This window comes from Rhodococcus sp. X156, assembly GCF_004006015.1.
In the GTDB taxonomy this organism is placed as follows: domain Bacteria; phylum Actinomycetota; class Actinomycetes; order Mycobacteriales; family Mycobacteriaceae; genus X156.
In genome coordinates, this window is sequence record NZ_CP034766.1 from 790,178 (window position 1) to 805,789 (window position 15,612).

The 15,612-nt window shown below is 72.9% G+C and carries 16 protein-coding genes; 6 read left to right on the plus strand and 10 right to left on the minus strand.

Annotated features, from left to right (window positions below; genetic code table 11):
* Positions 1-10: 10 nt before the first annotated feature.
* Complete coding sequence (locus ELX43_RS03730) at positions 11-637, minus strand: hemolysin III family protein (protein ID WP_127784652.1); 627 nt, start codon at positions 635-637, stop codon at positions 11-13.
* 194 nt (positions 638-831) lie between these two features.
* Here ELX43_RS03730 and ELX43_RS03735 point away from each other — a divergent pair, with 194 nt between their 5' ends.
* The gene (locus ELX43_RS03735) at positions 832-1,611 is read left to right on the plus strand and encodes an isoprenyl transferase (protein WP_127782190.1); all 780 of its coding nucleotides are present in this window, start codon (positions 832-834) and stop codon (positions 1,609-1,611) included.
* Between the two features lie 21 nt (positions 1,612-1,632).
* Here ELX43_RS03735 and coaA read toward each other — a convergent pair whose 3' ends face one another.
* The gene (coaA, locus tag ELX43_RS03740; protein ID WP_241249740.1) at positions 1,633-2,580 is read right to left on the minus strand and encodes a type I pantothenate kinase; all 948 of its coding nucleotides are present in this window, start codon (positions 2,578-2,580) and stop codon (positions 1,633-1,635) included.
* Between the two features lie 80 nt (positions 2,581-2,660).
* Here coaA and ELX43_RS03745 point away from each other — a divergent pair, with 80 nt between their 5' ends.
* A complete protein-coding gene (locus tag ELX43_RS03745) occupies positions 2,661-3,869 on the plus strand; it encodes a DUF885 domain-containing protein (protein WP_127782192.1) in 1,209 nt (402 codons plus the stop codon).
* Between the two features lie 237 nt (positions 3,870-4,106).
* Positions 4,107-5,405 (plus strand): PhoH family protein, encoded by a 1,299-nt coding sequence (locus ELX43_RS03750; RefSeq protein ID WP_127782193.1) that lies wholly within the window; start codon positions 4,107-4,109, stop codon positions 5,403-5,405.
* 23 nt (positions 5,406-5,428) lie between these two features.
* Here the strand turns inward: ELX43_RS03750 and ELX43_RS03755 are convergent, their stop codons facing one another.
* On the minus strand, positions 5,429-6,217 hold the full coding sequence (locus tag ELX43_RS03755; RefSeq protein WP_127782194.1) for a carbon-nitrogen hydrolase family protein: 789 nt from the start codon (positions 6,215-6,217) through the stop codon (positions 5,429-5,431).
* Positions 6,217-7,632: a class II fumarate hydratase gene (locus ELX43_RS03760; protein WP_127782195.1), complete on the minus strand. Its 1,416-nt coding sequence runs from the start codon at positions 7,630-7,632 to the stop codon at positions 6,217-6,219. Before ELX43_RS03760 ends, ELX43_RS03755 begins: the two co-directional genes overlap by 1 nt.
* A 133-nt stretch (positions 7,633-7,765) precedes the next feature.
* Between ELX43_RS03760 and ELX43_RS03765 the strand changes: the two genes are divergently transcribed.
* On the plus strand, positions 7,766-8,746 hold the full coding sequence (locus tag ELX43_RS03765) for an NAD(P)/FAD-dependent oxidoreductase (protein ID WP_127782196.1): 981 nt from the start codon (positions 7,766-7,768) through the stop codon (positions 8,744-8,746).
* A 60-nt stretch (positions 8,747-8,806) separates the two neighbouring features.
* Here the strand turns inward: ELX43_RS03765 and glpX are convergent, their stop codons facing one another.
* Positions 8,807-9,796: a class II fructose-bisphosphatase gene (glpX, locus tag ELX43_RS03770; protein WP_127784653.1), complete on the minus strand. Its 990-nt coding sequence runs from the start codon at positions 9,794-9,796 to the stop codon at positions 8,807-8,809.
* Positions 9,797-10,003: 207 nt separating this feature from the next.
* Here glpX and ELX43_RS03775 point away from each other — a divergent pair, with 207 nt between their 5' ends.
* On the plus strand, positions 10,004-10,573 hold the full coding sequence (locus tag ELX43_RS03775) for a DUF4245 domain-containing protein (RefSeq protein WP_127782197.1): 570 nt from the start codon (positions 10,004-10,006) through the stop codon (positions 10,571-10,573).
* A gap of 16 nt (positions 10,574-10,589) precedes the next feature.
* On the opposite strand, the gene ELX43_RS03780 is transcribed toward ELX43_RS03775, so the two are convergent.
* Genes ELX43_RS03780 through ELX43_RS03790 form a run of 3 tightly spaced genes read right to left on the minus strand, consistent with a single transcriptional unit; the run spans position 10,590 to position 12,670 of the window.
* Positions 10,590-10,808 (minus strand): exodeoxyribonuclease VII small subunit, encoded by a 219-nt coding sequence (locus ELX43_RS03780; RefSeq protein ID WP_127782198.1) that lies wholly within the window; start codon positions 10,806-10,808, stop codon positions 10,590-10,592.
* Positions 10,805-12,076, minus strand: a complete 1,272-nt coding sequence (gene xseA, locus ELX43_RS03785) for an exodeoxyribonuclease VII large subunit (protein ID WP_277601716.1) — start codon at positions 12,074-12,076, stop codon at positions 10,805-10,807. The genes ELX43_RS03780 and xseA overlap by 4 nt, the downstream gene beginning before the upstream one ends.
* A gap of 42 nt (positions 12,077-12,118) precedes the next feature.
* Complete coding sequence (locus ELX43_RS03790; protein ID WP_127782199.1) at positions 12,119-12,670, minus strand: lipid droplet-associated protein; 552 nt, start codon at positions 12,668-12,670, stop codon at positions 12,119-12,121.
* A gap of 75 nt (positions 12,671-12,745) precedes the next feature.
* Between ELX43_RS03790 and ELX43_RS03795 the strand changes: the two genes are divergently transcribed.
* Positions 12,746-13,726: a 4-hydroxy-3-methylbut-2-enyl diphosphate reductase gene (locus ELX43_RS03795; RefSeq protein ID WP_127782200.1), complete on the plus strand. Its 981-nt coding sequence runs from the start codon at positions 12,746-12,748 to the stop codon at positions 13,724-13,726.
* An 83-nt stretch (positions 13,727-13,809) separates the two neighbouring features.
* Here the strand turns inward: ELX43_RS03795 and ELX43_RS03800 are convergent, their stop codons facing one another.
* Together ELX43_RS03800 and ELX43_RS03805 are read right to left on the minus strand one after the other, a co-directional pair.
* Entirely contained in the window at positions 13,810-14,379 is a 570-nt protein-coding gene (locus tag ELX43_RS03800) for a DUF6542 domain-containing protein (protein WP_127782201.1), read from the minus strand.
* Positions 14,380-14,404: 25 nt separating this feature from the next.
* Positions 14,405-15,598 (minus strand): DNA recombination protein RmuC, encoded by a 1,194-nt coding sequence (locus ELX43_RS03805; RefSeq protein ID WP_127784655.1) that lies wholly within the window; start codon positions 15,596-15,598, stop codon positions 14,405-14,407.
* Between the last annotated feature and the right edge of the window lie 14 nt (positions 15,599-15,612).

Genomic DNA, 15,612 nt, shown 5'->3' on the forward strand with positions numbered 1-15,612 from the left:
GGCCGGCGCGTCAGGAGTAGATCGCCAGCCAGATGGCCACGTAGTGGCACAGCGCGGCGAGCACGGTGGAGGCGTGGAAGAACTCGTGGAAGCCGAAGGTGTCCGGCCACGGGTTGGGCCACTGCACGCCGTAGAAGATCCCGCCCACGGTGTAGAACAGCCCACCGATGATGAGCAGCAGCAGCGCGGCGAGCCCGGCGTGGTGCAGCAGCTCGGGCAGCACGAAGACCGCCACCCAGCCGAGCGCCAGGTAGAGCGGGACGCCCACCCAGCGCGGCGCCGAGGGCCACGCCATCTTCAGCACAACCCCCAGTGCCGCACCGGCCCACACCACGGCGAGAACCCGGTTGCCGGTGTCGCGGGGCATGCACAGCAGCGCGAACGGGGTGTAGCTGCCGGCGATGAACACGAAGATCATCGAGTGGTCCAGCCGCTTCATCCAGGTGCGCGCGCGCTCGCTGCGCCAGGCCCGGCGGTGGTACAGCGCGCTCACCCCGAACACCCCGCACACGGTGACTCCGTAGATGCCGGTGCCGAGCGCCGCGCGGCCGGAGACGGTGGACGCCGCCAGGGTGACCAGCACCGCGGCGGCGACCACCGCGGCGCAGAACGACCAGAGGTGGATCCAGCCGCGCATGCGCGGCGTGACGAGCGAGGGGGCGGGGGTCAGGGTGGTCACGGGACGGCCTCCTCCAGCTGTGGTCACCGCACCAGCGGCGAGACCAATCACAGGGTACCCAGCCGAGGCGCTCACTCGGACACCGTTCTGGGCGGTCCGCTCCCAGGCGTAGGGTCCCCTCCCGTGGAGGGCGGCGCCAGGAGGACTCAGCAGTGACGGTCAGGGAGACGACGAGCAACCTGGCCTACGCCTTCTACGAGCGCCACCTGCTGCGCCAGCTCCGCGGCGTGGAGCGCCCGCGCCACATCGGCGTGATCATGGATGGCAACCGCCGCTGGGCCCGTGAGGCCGGCTTCGACGACGTCAGCCACGGCCACCGGGTGGGGGCGCAGAAGATCGCCGGGATGCTCGGCTGGTGCGACGCCGCCGGGGTGGAGGTGGTGACGCTGTACATGCTCGCCACCGACAACCTGCGGCGCGACCCCGAGGAGCTGGAGGCGCTGCTGCACATCATCACCGACGTGGTGGACGAGCTGTCCGGGCCGGAGGCCAACTGGCAGCTACGCATCGTGGGTGCGCTGCACGCGCTGCCCGAGCCCTTCGCCAAGGGCCTGCGCGCTGCCGCCGAGCGCACCAAGGGCCGTCCGGGCGTCTCGGTGAACATCGCTGTCGGCTACGGCGGGCGCCAGGAGATCGTGGACGGCGTGCGCTCCCTGCTGGCGGAGCGGGCCGCCGCCGGCGTGCCGGCCGAGCAGCTGGCCGCGACGGTGACGGTGGAGGCCATCGGCCAGCACCTCTACACCTCCGGCCAGCCCGACCCCGACCTGGTGATCCGCACCAGCGGCGAGCAGCGGCTGTCGGGCTTCCTGCTCTGGCAGAGCGCGTACTCGGAGTTCTACTTCTGCGAGACCTACTGGCCGGAGTTCCGCCGGGTGGACTTCCTGCGGGCGCTGCGCGACTACGGGGCACGGCACCGCCGGTACGGCTCCTAGCCAGCACCGCCGGTACGGCTGCTAGAGCTTGCGCAGCCGGACCCGGCGGATGGAGTGGTCGCGGTCCTTGCGCAGCACCAGCGTGGCCCGTGGCCGGGTGGGCAGGATGTTGGCCACCAGGTTGGGCTCGTTGATGGACAGCCAGATCCTGCGGCCCTCCACGCGCGCCTGCGCGTCGTCGAGGGAGGAGTAGTGGTGGAAGTGCGAGCCCGGCTGGGCGAAGGCCGTGCTCCGCAGCGCCAGGAAGCGCTCTACGTACCACCTCTGCAGGTCCTCCATGGCGGCGTCGACGTAGATGGAGAAGTCGAACAGGTCCGAGACCATCAGCCGCGGGCCGGGCTGCAGCACGTTGAGGCCCTCGACGATGAGAATGTCCGGCTTGGACACCACCTGCTCGGCCCCGGGCACGATGTCGTAGTCCTCGTGCGAGTAGACCGGCGCGGATGCGCGCTCCACCCCGTTCTTCACGCTGGTGACGAAGCGCAGCAGGGCGCGGCGGTCGTAGCTCTCCGGGAAGCCCTTGCGGTCCAGGATTCCGCGGCGGGTCAGCTCGGCGGTGGGGTAGAGAAAGCCGTCGGTGGTCACCAGGTCCACCTGCGGGTGGTCGGGCCAGCGGGCGAGCAGCGTCTGCAGCAGCCGGGCGGTGGTGGACTTGCCCGCCGCCACGCTGCCGGCCACGCCGATGATGAAGGGCACGCGGGTGCTGGCCGGGGTCTCGCCGAGGAACGTGGTGGTGGCGTTGTGCAGCTGCTGGCGAGCGGCCACCTGGAGGTTGATCAGCCGGGCCAGCGGCAGGTACACCTCCGCCACCTCGTCCAGGTCCACCTGCTCGCCGAGGCCGCGCAGGGCGCTCAGCTCGTCGTCGTTGAGCGGCAGCGGGGTGGAGAGCCGGAGGTCGCGCCACTGTGCCCGGTCGAGCTCCACGTACGGGCTGGGCTCCTGGGTGCTGCGCGTGCTGGTTCGAGCCACGGGACAAACGGTACGCATAGGCCTGGAGAGGGAGAAGCCGTGGGGCGCCTGGACCGGCGTGGCGACTAGGCTTGACGGTCGTGGACGCGAACACGCTGGTGCGCGAGTACCTGCTCCTGGGGCTGCGCTTCGACCGACTGGAGCCTGGGTTCGTCGACGCCTACACCGGCGACGCGGCCCTGCGCAGGCAGACCGAGAACGAGCCCCCGCCCGACCCACGTGCGCTGGCCGCACGGGCGGCCGACCTGCGCGCCGAGCTCGCCTCGGTGTCCCTGGCACCGGAGCGGGAGCGCTTCCTGGACGTGCACCTGCGGGCGCTGGAGTGCTCGGGACGCAAGCTCGCCGGCGACGCCATCGACTTCGTCGAGGAGGTCGACGCCTACTTCGACGTGCGGATCACCCCGGGTGACCCGGACGAGTACCTGGCCGCGCACCGCGCCCTGGCCGCGGAGCTGCCCGGCGACGGCCCGCTGCCGGCCCGGCTCAACGCCGCCCGGGCCCTGGAGGAGATCCCGCCGGAGCGGCTCAGCGCCTGCGTGCACGCCTTCTCCTCCGCGCTGCGCGACCGGGTGCGCGACCAGTTCGCGCTGCCCGAGGACGAGACCGTGAGCTACGAGATCGTCGGTGACAAGCCCTGGTCGGGCTTCAACTACTACCTGGGCAACCACCAGTCCCGGGTGGCCATCAACTCCGACCTCAAGCAGCGGATGAGCCACCTGCCGCACCTGGTGGCCCACGAGTCCTACCCCGGACACCACACCGAGCACTGCCGCAAGGAGTCCGGCCTGGTGGCCGACGGGCAGCTGGAGCAGACGCTGTTCCTGGTGAACACCCCGCAGTGCCTGATGGCGGAGGGGCTGGCCGACCTGGGCCTGGACGCCGTGGTCGGGCCGGGCTGGGGCCTGTGGGCGCAGGAGATCTTCGCCGACCTGGGGCTGCGCTTCGATGGGGCGCGGGCCGAGCGGCTGCACAACGCCTCCACCCAGCTGCTCACGGTGCGCCAGGACGCGGCCCTGATGCTGCACTCCCAGGGCGCGGAGGAGGACACGGTGGTGGACTTCCTGCAGCGGTGGCTGCTGGTGCCCGCGCCCCGGGCCCGGCAGATGCTGCGCTTCCTGTCCGACCCGCTGTGGCGGGCGTACACCACCACCTACGTGGAGGGCTACCGGCTGCTGCACTCCTGGTTGGACGCCCGGCCCGCCGACGAGCCGCTGGGCACCCGCTACCTGCGGCTGCTGGACGAGCCGCTGGTGCCCGCCACCGTGCGCGCGGAGATCGCCGCCGCCTGAGGGCCCGTGAACGCCCGGTAAACCGTGGCGTGTCCTGCATCACCCTGGCGGTGGCGGCGGCTAGCGTCGGCGGTGTCGGGTGGTGGGGAAGCCACCCGTCCGGGAGGTTCCAGTCGTGAGTGTCTGCACGAGGGGGCCGGCACCCGGTCCTCGTCACCGTCAACCCTGACGGCGGCCAGGAACGGTCCGGCCGAGCAAACCGCTTGCGCGGGTGCCGCGCTGGTGAGGGAGCCTGCTGTGGCTGCACGAACGTACGTCCTGGACACCTCAGTGCTGCTGTCCGACCCCTGGGCGCCGACCCGCTTCGCCGAGCACCAGGTCGTGCTCCCGCTGGTGGTGATCAGCGAGCTGGAGGGCAAGCGGCACCACCCCGAGCTCGGCTGGTTCGCCCGCGAGGCGCTGCGCCTGCTGGACGACCTGCGCCTGGAGCACGGACGGCTGGACCAGCCGGTCCCCGTCGGCGCCCACGGCGGCAGCCTGCACGTCGAGCTCAACCACACCGATCCGGCGGTGCTGCCCTCGGGCTTTCGCACCGACTCCAACGACTCCCGCATCCTGGCCTGCTCGTTGAACCTGCGGGCCGAGGGGCGCGACGTGGTGCTGGTCAGCAAGGACACCCCGCTGCGGGTGAAGGCCGGGGCGGTGGGCCTGCCCGCCGACGAGTACCGCGCCCAGGACGTGGTGGACTCCGGCTGGACCGGCATGACGGAGCTGGCGGTGACCCAGTCCGACGTGGACAACCTCTTCGCCACCGGGCTGATCGACCTGGACGAGGCGCGGGACCTGCCCTGCCACACCGGCCTCCGGCTGCTGGCCGGGCAGCAGTCCGCGCTGGGGCGGGTGACCCCGGGCAAGCAGGTGGCGCTGGTGCGCGGGGAGCGGGAGGCCTTCGGGCTGCACGGGCGCTCGGCCGAGCAGCGCATCGCCCTGGAGCTGCTGATGGACCAGAGCGTGGGCATCGTGTCGCTGGGTGGGCGTGCCGGCACCGGCAAGTCGGCGCTCGCCCTGTGCGCCGGGCTGGAGTCTGTCCTGGAGAGACGCGAGCACCGCAAGGTGGTGGTGTTCCGGCCGCTGTACGCCGTGGGTGGGCAGGACCTGGGCTACCTGCCGGGCAGCGAGGCCGAGAAGATGGGGCCGTGGGGGCAGGCGGTGTTCGACACCCTCGAGGGCCTGGCCGACCCGGGCACCATCGAGGAGGTGCTGGCGCGGGGGATGCTCGAGGTGCTGCCGCTGACCCACATCCGGGGGCGGTCGCTGCACGACTCGTTCGTGATCGTGGACGAGGCCCAGTCGCTGGAGCGCAACGTGCTGCTCACGGTGCTGTCCCGGCTGGGGTCGGGCTCGCGGGTGGTGCTCACCCACGACGTGGCCCAGCGGGACAACCTGCGGGTGGGCCGGCACGACGGGGTGGCGGCGGTGATCGAGAAGCTCAAGGGGCACCCGCTGTTCGCGCACGTCACCCTCACCCGCAGCGAGCGCTCTCCCATCGCCGCGCTGGTCACCGACATGCTGGAGGAGTTCGTGCCGGAGTCCTGACCCTGCGGAGCGGGGAGCGCCGTCTACCAGCGGCGGTTGGCCAGCACGGGCAACGACGCCCGCGCCGCAGCCACCGCGGCGAGGTCCAGGTCGACCACCAGCAGCTCCGGGTCGGACTGCGCCCCCGCCAGCACCGTGCCGGTGGGGGAGACCACCACGCTGTGACCCACCCCGGTCGGCGCGCTGCCCGGCTCCTCGCCCAGGCTCGCCGGGTCGGCCTGCCCGCAGGCGAGCACGTAGCTGGTGCAGTCCAGCGCCCGGGCCCGGGCCAGCAGCTCCCACTGCGCCACCTTGTCCGGGCCGGCGCCCCAGGACGCCGACACCACCACCACCTCCGCGCCCCGGTCGGCCAGCTGCTGGTACATGCCGGGGAAGCGGATGTCGTAGCAGGTGCTCAGCCCCACCTGCACCCCGTCCACCGGCACCACCACCAGCTCGTCGCCACCGGCCACGGTGCGCGACTCGGTGAACCCGAGGGCGTCGAACAGGTGCACCTTGTCGTAGTGGGTGTCCAGGTCCGGCCCCACCACCAGCAGCGTGTTGCGCACCCGCCCGTCGTCGGCGGGCGTGAACATCCCCGCCACCACCGTCACGCCAGCGCTGCGCGCCGCCGCCCGGACGCCCTCGGCCCACGGCCCATCCAGCGGCTCGGCCACCGGCCCCAGCGGCACCCCGAACCGGCACATGCTCGCCTCGGGGAACACCACCAGCGACGCGCCGGCGGCGGCGGCCAGCCCCACCTGCTCGCGCACGGTGGCCAGGTTGGCGGCGGGGTCGGTGCCGCTGAGCACCTGTGCCAGCGCGACCCGCATCAGTCCTGCTTGACCCGGGCCATGGCCAGCACGTCCAGCGCCGCGTCCAGCTTCTCCTCGCTGATGCGGTCGGGCACGTGCCCACGGTCGATGACCACCTCGCGGATGGTGCGCCGCTCGGCCAGGGCCTGCTTGGCGACCTTGGCCGCCTCCTCGTAGCCGATGGCGGAGTTCAGCGGGGTGACGATGGACGGCGAGGACTCCGCCAGCTCGCGGCAGTGGTCCTCGTCGGCCTCCAGGCCGTCGATGCAGCGGTCGGCGAGCAGCCGGCTGGAGCTGCTGAGCAGCCGGATGGACTCCAGCAGGTTGCGGGCCATCACCGGGATCTGCACGTTCAGCTCGAACGAGCCTGACGCGCCCGCCCAGGCGATGGCGGCGTCGTTGCCCACCACCTGCGAGCACACCTGCAGGGTGGCCTCGGGGATCACCGGGTTCACCTTGCCCGGCATGATCGAGCTGCCCGGCTGCAGGTCGGGCAGCCGGATCTCGCCCAGGCCGGTGCGCGGTCCGGAACCCATCCAGCGCAGGTCGTTGCAGATCTTGGTGAGCGACACCGCGATGGTGCGCAGCGCGCCGGAGGCCTCCACCAGTGCGTCCCGGGCGGACTGCGCCTCGAAGTGGTCCACGGCCTCGGTGAGCACGTCCAGGCCGGTGGCGTCGCGCAGGGCGGCCACCACGGCCGCGCCGAAGCCCTCCGGGGCGTTCAGCCCGGTGCCCACGGCGGTGCCGCCGATGGCCAGCTCACCCAGCCGGGGCAGGCAGGCCTGCAGCCGCTCGATGCCGGCGGCGACCTGGCGGGCGTAGCCGCCGAACTCCTGGCCCAGGGTGATCGGCACCGCGTCCATCAGGTGGGTGCGCCCGGCCTTGACCACGTCGCGCCACTGCTGCTGCTTCTGCACCAGCGAGGCGTGCAGGTGCTCCAGCGCCGGGATCAGGTCCTTGACCACGGCCTCGGTGGCGGCCAGGTGGGTGGCCGTCGGGAAGGTGTCGTTGGAGGACTGGGAGGCGTTCACGGTGTCGTTCGGGTGCACGGTGACGCCCGCCTTGCCGGCGAGGGTGGCGATCACCTCGTTGGTGTTCATGTTGGAGCTGGTGCCCGAGCCGGTCTGGAACACGTCGATGGGGAACTGCTCGTCGTGGCGGCCGGCGGCGATCTCGTCGGCCGCGCTGGCGATGGCCGCGGCGTCGGTGTCGGCGATGATGCCCAGCTGGGCGTTGACCCGGGCGCACGCGCCCTTCAGCAGCCCCAGGGCGCGGATCTGGGCGCGCTCGAGGCCGCGTCCGCTGATGGGGAAGTTCTCCACCGCGCGCTGGGTCTGCGCCGCCCACAGCGCGTCGACGGGCACCCGCACCTCGCCCATCGTGTCGTGCTCGATCCGGTAGCCGTCCTGGGTCTGTGTCTCGCCGTTGGTCATGGGCCCGACCTTGCCACTCGGCGTGGGCGCGGGCCAGCGCGCGGGTGCCCCACCGGCTCCCACGGTGAGCCGGGTCACGAATCGGACCGGCTCTGCCTAGGGTGGGGAGTCACAGCCGAGACGAGGAGTTCGTGTGACTGAGACCACGTGTGACTTGTTGGTGGTCGGCGCGGGGCCGGCCGGCCTCTACGCCGCGTACTACGCCGGGTTCCGCGGGCTGTCGGTGGTCGTGGTGGACACGCTGCCCGAGCCCGGCGGCCAGGTCACCGCCATGTACCCGGAGAAGATGATCTACGACGTCGGTGGCTTCGCCGCGATCAAGGGCCGCGACCTGGTGGCCGGTCTGGTGGAGCAGGCCGGGCAGTACAAGCCCACCTACCTGCTCGGCCGTCAGGCCGTGCACCTGCACGACGCCGCGGACGGCGGCTTCGACGTGGAGCTCGACGACGGCCAGGTGGTGGGCAGCCGGGCGGTGCTGATCACCGGGGGGATGGGCACCTTCACCCCGCGCCCGCTGCCGGTGGGGCAGGAGTGGTCCGGGCGCGGGGTGGTCAACTTCGTGCCCGCGCTGGCCGCGCACGCCGGCCAGGACGTGGTGGTGGTCGGCGGCGGCGACTCCGCCTTCGACTGGTGCCTGGCCCTGCACCCGGTGGCCAAGAGCGTCACCCTGGTGCACCGGCGCGCCAAGTTCCGGGCCCACGCCGGCACGGTGGACGCGGTGCGCAGCCTCGGGGTCGAGCTGGTCACCGACGCGCAGGTGAGTGCGTTGCGGGCGGGGGAGAGCGGCGCCCTGGCCGAGGTCGACGTCGAGGTGGACGGCGTGGTGCGCACCCTGCCGGCGCAGTCGGTGATCGCCGCGCTCGGCTTCACCGCGGACCTGGGGCCGCTCACCGAGTGGGCGCTGCAGATCGATCGGCGCCAGATCGTCGTCGACTCGACCATGCGCACCGCCCGGCCGCTGGTCTACGGGGCTGGCGACATCGTCACCTACCCGGGAAAGGTCAGCCTGATCGCCACCGGCTTCGGCGAGGCGGCGACGGCGGTGAACAACATTGCCGTCGAGCTGGATCCGTCGGCGCACCTGTTCCCCGGGCACAGCTCCAGCGAGGGCTGACGCACCACCGGCGCCGCTCCCTGGTGGGGGCGGCGCCGGTGGTGGTGTCTCGACCTGCGATCAGGGGAGCGGGCGGTCGCCCTCGTCGCCGGCGTTGTCGAAGTCGATGCTGGAGTACTCGCGGAGCTTGGTCAGGCGGTGGTAGCCGTCGATCATGCGCAGCGTGCCCGACTTGGACCGCATCACGATGGACTGCGTGGTGCAGCCGCCGCCGCGGTAGCGAACGCCGCGGAGCAGGTCGCCGTCGGTGATGCCGGTGGCGCAGAAGAACACGTTGTCCCCGGAGACCAGGTCCTCGGTGGTGAGGATCCGGTCGAGGTCGTGACCGGCGTCCAGGGCGCGCTGGCGCTCGGCGTCGTCGGTGGGAGCCAGCCGGCCCTGGATGGCGCCCCCCATGCAGCGCATGGCGGCGGCGGCGATGATGCCCTCCGGCGTGCCACCGGTGCCCAGCAGCATGTCCACGCCGGAGTCGGGGCGGGCGCAGGCGATGGCGCCGGCCACGTCACCGTCGGAGATCAGCTGGATGCGGGCGCCGGCGGAGCGGACCTCGCGCATCAGGTTCTCGTGCCGGGGGCGGTCCAGGATGCAGACGGTGACCTCGGAGACGTCGCTGCCCTTGGCCTTGGCCACGCGCCGGATGTTCTCCGCCACCGGGACGCTGATGTCGATGACGTCGGCGGCCTCGGGGCCCACCGCGATCTTCTCCATGTAGAACACCGCCGAGGGGTCGAACATCGCGCCGCGCTCGGCGACGGCGAGGACGGCGATGGCGTTGGGCATGCCCTTGGCCATCAGGGTGGTGCCGTCGATCGGGTCCACCGCGACGTCGCAGTCGGGCCCGTCGCCGTTGCCGACCTCCTCGCCGTTGAACAGCATGGGCGCCTCGTCCTTCTCGCCCTCGCCGATGACGACCACGCCGCGCATGGAGACGGAGCCGATGAGCTTGCGCATGGCGTCCACGGCGGCGCCGTCACCGCCGTTCTTGTCGCCGCGGCCGACCCAGCGGCCACCCGCCATGGCCGCAGCCTCGGTGACCCGGACCAGCTCCATCGCGAGGTTGCGATCCGGCGCCTCCCGGCGGCGTTGGGTCGATGGAACCTGCTCGGTCGGGTTGGTCACTGAGGGCCTCCTGGTCGGCGCGCGGGACGCGGGGTTTGCGGTGATTCTCGCAGAAGGAGGTGTTGCCCGCCTCACCCTGGGCCGGTGGACGGGCCACAGGCTGGTGGTAGGCGTGCTGAGCGGTGCGATGATGGAGCCGTGCCTGCCGACAAGCCCCGCCACCTCCAGACCAGCGGTGACATGTTCATCACGATCATTCCGCTGGTCCTGATCGTCATGGCGCTGGCCGGGCTCTCCCGGGCCTGCAGCTTCAGCCCGGGTGGTCCCACCGAGGGCCCGCCGCTGAACGTGGACGTGGCCGCCGAGCTGCGCACCGACGCCGCCGTGCTGGACTTCCCCGTCCGCCTGCCCCAGCTGCCCCCGGAGTGGCACGGCAACTCCGCCAGCCGCGGCGAGGTGTCCGGCCCGCAGGGTGGCCCGAGCGCCACCGTCGGCTGGATGACCGGCTCGGGCCGCTACCTGCGCCTGGTGCAGAGCACCGCCGGCGAGGACGCCCTGCTGGCCAGCCAGGTGGGTGGCGTGCGCAGCGCCTCCGGCACCAGGGAGGCCGGCGGGCGCAGCTGGGTGGTGTACCCCGAGCAGGACGCCGAGGCGGTGTGGGTGGCCGACCTGGGCGACGTGCGGCTGCTCATCACCGGCAGCGGCAGCGCGGAGGACTACCAGACGCTGGCCACTGCGGCCGCCGAGGCCCAACCGCTCAACGGCTGAGCCCGGCCGGAGCGGCCTAGGAGCCGGAGCCGTTGGCGCCCTTGGCCAGGGCCTGCTCCACCCGGGCGCGAGCACCGGCCAGGTGCTCGTCGCAGCGCTTGGCCAGGGCCTCGCCGCGCTCCCACAGGGCCAGCGAGGCGTCCAGGTCCAGACCGCCCTGCTCCAGCAGGCGCACCACCTCCACCAGCTCGTCGCGCGCCTGCTCGTAGCCGAGCTCGTGGGGCGGGGTGGTCACTGCGGGGCCTCCGGAAGGTCGGGCGGGGTGGTGTCCTGGCTGGTGCTGGCGGGCACGACGCGGGCGTGCACGGCGCCGTCGGCCACCCGCACCCGCAGCGCGGAGCCGAGGGGGGCGTCGGCGGTGGAGCGCAGCACGTGGGCCGCGCCGCTGTCGTCGATGCGCTGCACCACGGCGTAGCCGCGGGCCAGGGTAGCGGCCGGACCGAGGGTGGACAGCCGCGCCCGCAGGTGGGCCACGGCGGTCTCCGCGCGCTCGAGGTGGCGGCGCACGTCCCGACGCCCGCCGGCCCGCAGCCGAGTGATCTCCTCGGCCCGGTTGTCGATGGTGCGCAGCGGGTCGGCCAGCACGGGGCGGCTGCGCAGCTGCGCGAGCGAGCGCGACTCGCGCACCACCCACGCCTGCAGCGCGGCCCGGCTGCGAGCCCGCATCTCCGCCACCCGGCGGCTCTCCTCGGCGGCGTCGGGCACCAGGCGCTTGGCGGCGTCGGTGGGGGTGGCGGCGCGCACGTCGGCCACCAGGTCCGACAGCGGGTTGTCCGGCTCGTGGCCGATGGCGCTGACCACCGGGGTGCGACAGGCCGAGATGGCCCGGCACAGGGTCTCGTCGGAGAACGGCAGCAGGTCCTCCACGCTGCCCCCGCCGCGAGCCAGCACGATGACGTCCACCTCGGGGTCCCGGTCGAGCTCGGTGAGCGCGGCGCAGATCTGCGCCACGGCGGTGGGACCCTGCACCGCGGTGTTGCGGACCGCGAAGCGCACCGCCGGCCACCGGGCGCCGGCCACGCTGAGCACGTCCCGCTCGGCCGCGCTGGCGCGGCCGGTGACCAGGCCGATGGTGCCGGGCAGGAAGGGCAGTGGGCGCTTGAGCCGGTCGTCGAAGAGCCCCTCGGCGGCCAGCAGGCGGCGCAGCCGCTCGATGCGGGCCAGCAGCTCGCCGATGCCCACCGGGCGGATCTCGTCCACCCGCAAGGAGAAGGTGCCGCGGCCGGCGTAGAAGGTGGGGGAGCCGTGCACGATCACGCGGCTGCCCTCGGTGAGCGGGACCGGGCTGGCCTGCAGCAGCCGCGGCGAGCACGTCAGCGTGAGGGAGACGTCGGCGGCTGGATCGCGAAGCACCAGGAACGCGGTGGCGGTGTTGGGCCGGGCGTTGATCTGGGTGAGCTGGCCCTCCACCCACACGTCACCCAGCCGCTGGATCCACTGCGCCACCTTCATGGAGACGGTGCGCACCGGCCACGGCTGTTCCGGGGTGCTGGGGGCGGTCACGAGCAACGAGCAGTGGTGACTCGACTCACTGCGAGGTCAGGCTCACTGGGCGTTCACGGTGCTGATGCGGTTGTCCAGCATCGTCAGGTACGGGGCCCGGGCGCGCTGGGCCTGCTCGTAGGCCAGCAGCGCCTCCAGCTCGACCAGCGTCAGCGTGCGCAGGCGGGCGCGCAGCTGGGCCAGCGTCATGGTGTCGTAGCCGCTCACCGGCTCCTCGGCGCCCACTGCGGAGCCGGACTCCTCGGTGTCGTCGCTGTCCGCGGTGGTGGCGTCCACCGGCACGTTGGAGTACAGCGCGAACCGTCCGTTCCCGCTGCGGCGCACCGACTCCGACGGCGCCTCCGGACGCTGGATGGGCTCGTCGAAGGTGGCCCACTCCGGCTTCTCCTGGGCGGGGTGCAGGAAGGACAGCACCTCGTCACCGCGGATGGCCAGTGCCGTCACCTGCTGCTGCACCCGCATGAGGTTCTGCAGGACCTGGCTCACGGCGGTGACCGGGAGCGAGACGACGGTGCTGGGGAGGTTGCGCACCTCCGTGGCGGTGGCGGCCGCGAGCCCGGCGGCGACCCGCACGGCGAGTGGGATACGAGGCATGGCACCAGAGTGCCTCATCCGCTGGTGAGACACACAACTGGCCACCGCCGCAGCGTGTCACCGTAGGCTGGGGCCATGTCGTCTGTACTTGATGCCCGACCTGCCGGCTCCACCAAGCGCGTCCTGCTGGCTGAGCCCCGCGGCTACTGCGCCGGCGTGGACCGCGCCGTGGAGACGGTGGAGCGGGCGCTGGAGAAGCACGGTGCGCCGGTGTACGTCCGCAAGGAGATCGTGCACAACCGGCACGTGGTGCAGACCTTGTCCGACCGGGGCGTCATCTTCGTGAACGAGGCCGACGAGGTGCCCGAGGGCGAGCTGCTGGTGTTCTCCGCGCACGGCGTGTCGCCCGCGGTGCACGCGGAGGCCGCGGGCCGGAACCTGCGCACCATCGACGCCACCTGCCCGCTGGTGACCAAGGTGCACCAGGAGGCCAAGCGCTTCGCCCGCGACGACTTCGACATCCTGCTCATCGGCCACGAGGGCCACGAGGAGGTGGAGGGCACCGCCGGGGAGGCGCCGGAGCACGTGCAGCTGGTGGACGGTCCCGCCTCGGTGGACAAGGTGACCGTGCGCGACGAGTCCAAGGTGATCTGGCTGTCGCAGACCACCCTCAGCGTGGACGAGACCATGCAGACCGTGGCCCGGCTGCGCGAGCGCTTCCCGCTGCTGCAGGATCCGCCGAGCGACGACATCTGCTACGCCACCCAGAACCGGCAGGTCGCCGTGAAGGCGATGGCGCCGGAGTGCGACCTGGTGATCGTGGTGGGCTCGCGCAACTCGTCCAACTCGGTGCGCCTGGTGGAGGTGGCGCTGGGTGCCGGTGCCCGGGCCAGCTACCTGGTGGACTACGCCGACGAGATCGACGACGCCTGGCTGGACGGCGTGCAGACCGTGGGCGTCACCTCGGGCGCATCGGTGCCGGAGATCCTGGTGCGCGGGGTGCTGGACCGGTTGGCCGAGCGGGGCTACGGCGAGGTGCAGCCGGTGACCACCGCCAACGAGACGCTGGTGTTCGCGCTGCCGCACGAGCTGCGCAAGGGCCGCGGCCCCCGCTAGCCCGCAGACCGGCTGCCCCTCGGGGCCGCTGTTCCTCAGGCCCGCTGGCGCTCAGGCCCGGTGCTGCTCAGGCCCGGTGCTGTTCAGGCGCCACGGCCGGCGGTGGCCTCGGACCGGGTCTTGCTGCTGGTCGGGGCGGTGGGCCGCTGGATGAGCTGGCGGCGCGGCCGGTAGCTCTCCCGGTCGGACTCGATGCGCTCCGGCGTGTCGCTGGGGTACGCCCGACGCTGGATGAGGATGCGTGCCACGCCCAGCCCGACGGTGACCGCGGTGGTGACGGCCATCGTGGGGAAGCCGTTGATCAGCGGCAGCGCGAGGGTGATGATCTCGTTGCGCAACCCGCCGCGGGCGGAGCTGCCGAGGCTGTGCACCACCAGCGGCACGGTGACCGCGAGGATCAGCGGCGGCTGCACCATGGCGGCGAAGATCCCGCGGTGCTGGACCGCGAGCACCGCCGCGACGCACCCGACGGCGTAGAAGACCAGGAAGATCTTGGTGAGCGTGTCGCCCAGGGTCAGGTCGATGGCGATGCCCGTGCCGGTCATCGCGAACGCGCCGAGGACTGCCCCCCACCACGGCACCCCGGTCTTGGTGGCCACGACCGAGCGGTCGGCCAGGGGGACCCGTCGCGCGGGTGGGATGGTGGTGCTCACGGCGCAACCTTACCGTCCGGCACTGCTAGGCAGTGTGCTCCTGCCGCTCCGGCGACGCGGTGTCCTGCAGCTCTGCGGCCATCACCCGGCGCGGCAGCCGGTCGATCTGCGTCGGCTGCGGCACCTCGGTGGTGGACACCTGCAGGTCGTTGAGCCGGCGTGCGGTGACCAGCACCCGACTCTCCATCGAGCTGACGGTGGCGTTGAACGAGTCGACCGCCCGGCCGAGCTGGGAGCCCAGCTTGTCGAGGTGGCCCCCCACCGTGGCCAGCCGCCCGTGCAGCTCCCGGCCGAGCTGGTGGATGACCGCGGCGTCGCGCGAGAGCGACTCCTGCCGCCAGGTGTGCGCCACCGTGCGCAGCAGCGCGATCAGCGTGGTGGGGGTGGCGATGACGATGTTGCGGGCGAAGGCGTGCTCGAGCAGCTCGGGGTCGGCGGTGAGCGCCGCCTCCAGGAACGGGTCGCCGGGCACGAAGAGGACCACGAACTCCGGGCTCGGGCTGAACGCCTTCCAGTAGGTCTTGCTGGAGAGCTGGTCGACGTGGGTGCGCAGCTGGCGGGCGTGCCGGCTCAGCAGGGCGCGGTGCTCGGACTCGTCGGTGGCCTCGGTGGCGTCGAGGTAGGCGGCGAAGGGGACCTTGGCGTCCACCACGATGTTGCGGTCGTTGGCCAGGCGCACCACCATGTCCGGCCGCAGCCGCACCGGTCCGTCGGCGCCGTCCAGCGTGGTGGAGACCTGGGTGGCGAAGTCACAGTGCTCCACCATCCCGGCCAGCTCCACCACCCGCTCCAGCTGCAGCTCGCCCCAGCGCCCGCGGACCTGCGGGGCGCGCAGCGCCGTCACCAGCTGGTTGGTCTGGCTGGACAGCAGCGAGGAGGTGCGGTGCATGCCGGCCACCTGCTCGCGGAGGCCCGAGTAGGCCTCCAGCCGGGAGCGCTCCACGGCGTCCAGGTGCGCGGCGAGGGCGCCCACCGCCTCGCGCAGCGGCCCGACCACCCCGGCGACCTCGCTGCCGATGGCCCCGGACTGCCGGCGGGCGGAGTCCTCGCTCAGCAGGCTGATGGAGCGGCGCACCGCCTCCTCGTTGGCCCGGCCGGCCTCCAGCGCGGCCTCGGCACCGGCCAGCCGGGCACCGCTGCGCGCGGCGTTGGCGAACCACCCCAGCGCCGCTCCGATGAGCAGCACGACGAGCAGGGCGAGGGCGGTGAGCAGGTCCATGGCGCCCATCGTGG

Excerpts from the sequence above, each read along its gene's own strand:
- ELX43_RS03730 (WP_127784652.1), bottom strand. The coding sequence starts at position 637 with ATGCGCGGCTGGATCCACCTCTGGTCGTTCTGCGCCGCGGTGGTCGCC.
- ELX43_RS03755 (WP_127782194.1), bottom strand. The coding sequence starts at position 6,217 with ATGCGGGTCGCGCTGGCACAGGTGCTCAGCGGCACCGACCCCGCCGCC.
- ELX43_RS03760 (WP_127782195.1), bottom strand. The coding sequence starts at position 7,632 with ATGACCAACGGCGAGACACAGACCCAGGACGGCTACCGGATCGAGCAC.
- glpX (WP_127784653.1), bottom strand. The coding sequence starts at position 9,796 with ATGGAGCTGGTCCGGGTCACCGAGGCTGCGGCCATGGCGGGTGGCCGC.
- ELX43_RS03790 (WP_127782199.1), bottom strand. The coding sequence starts at position 12,670 with ATGCCTCGTATCCCACTCGCCGTGCGGGTCGCCGCCGGGCTCGCGGCC.
- ELX43_RS03795 (WP_127782200.1), top strand. The coding sequence starts at position 12,746 with ATGTCGTCTGTACTTGATGCCCGACCTGCCGGCTCCACCAAGCGCGTC.
- ELX43_RS03805 (WP_127784655.1), bottom strand. The coding sequence starts at position 15,598 with ATGGACCTGCTCACCGCCCTCGCCCTGCTCGTCGTGCTGCTCATCGGA.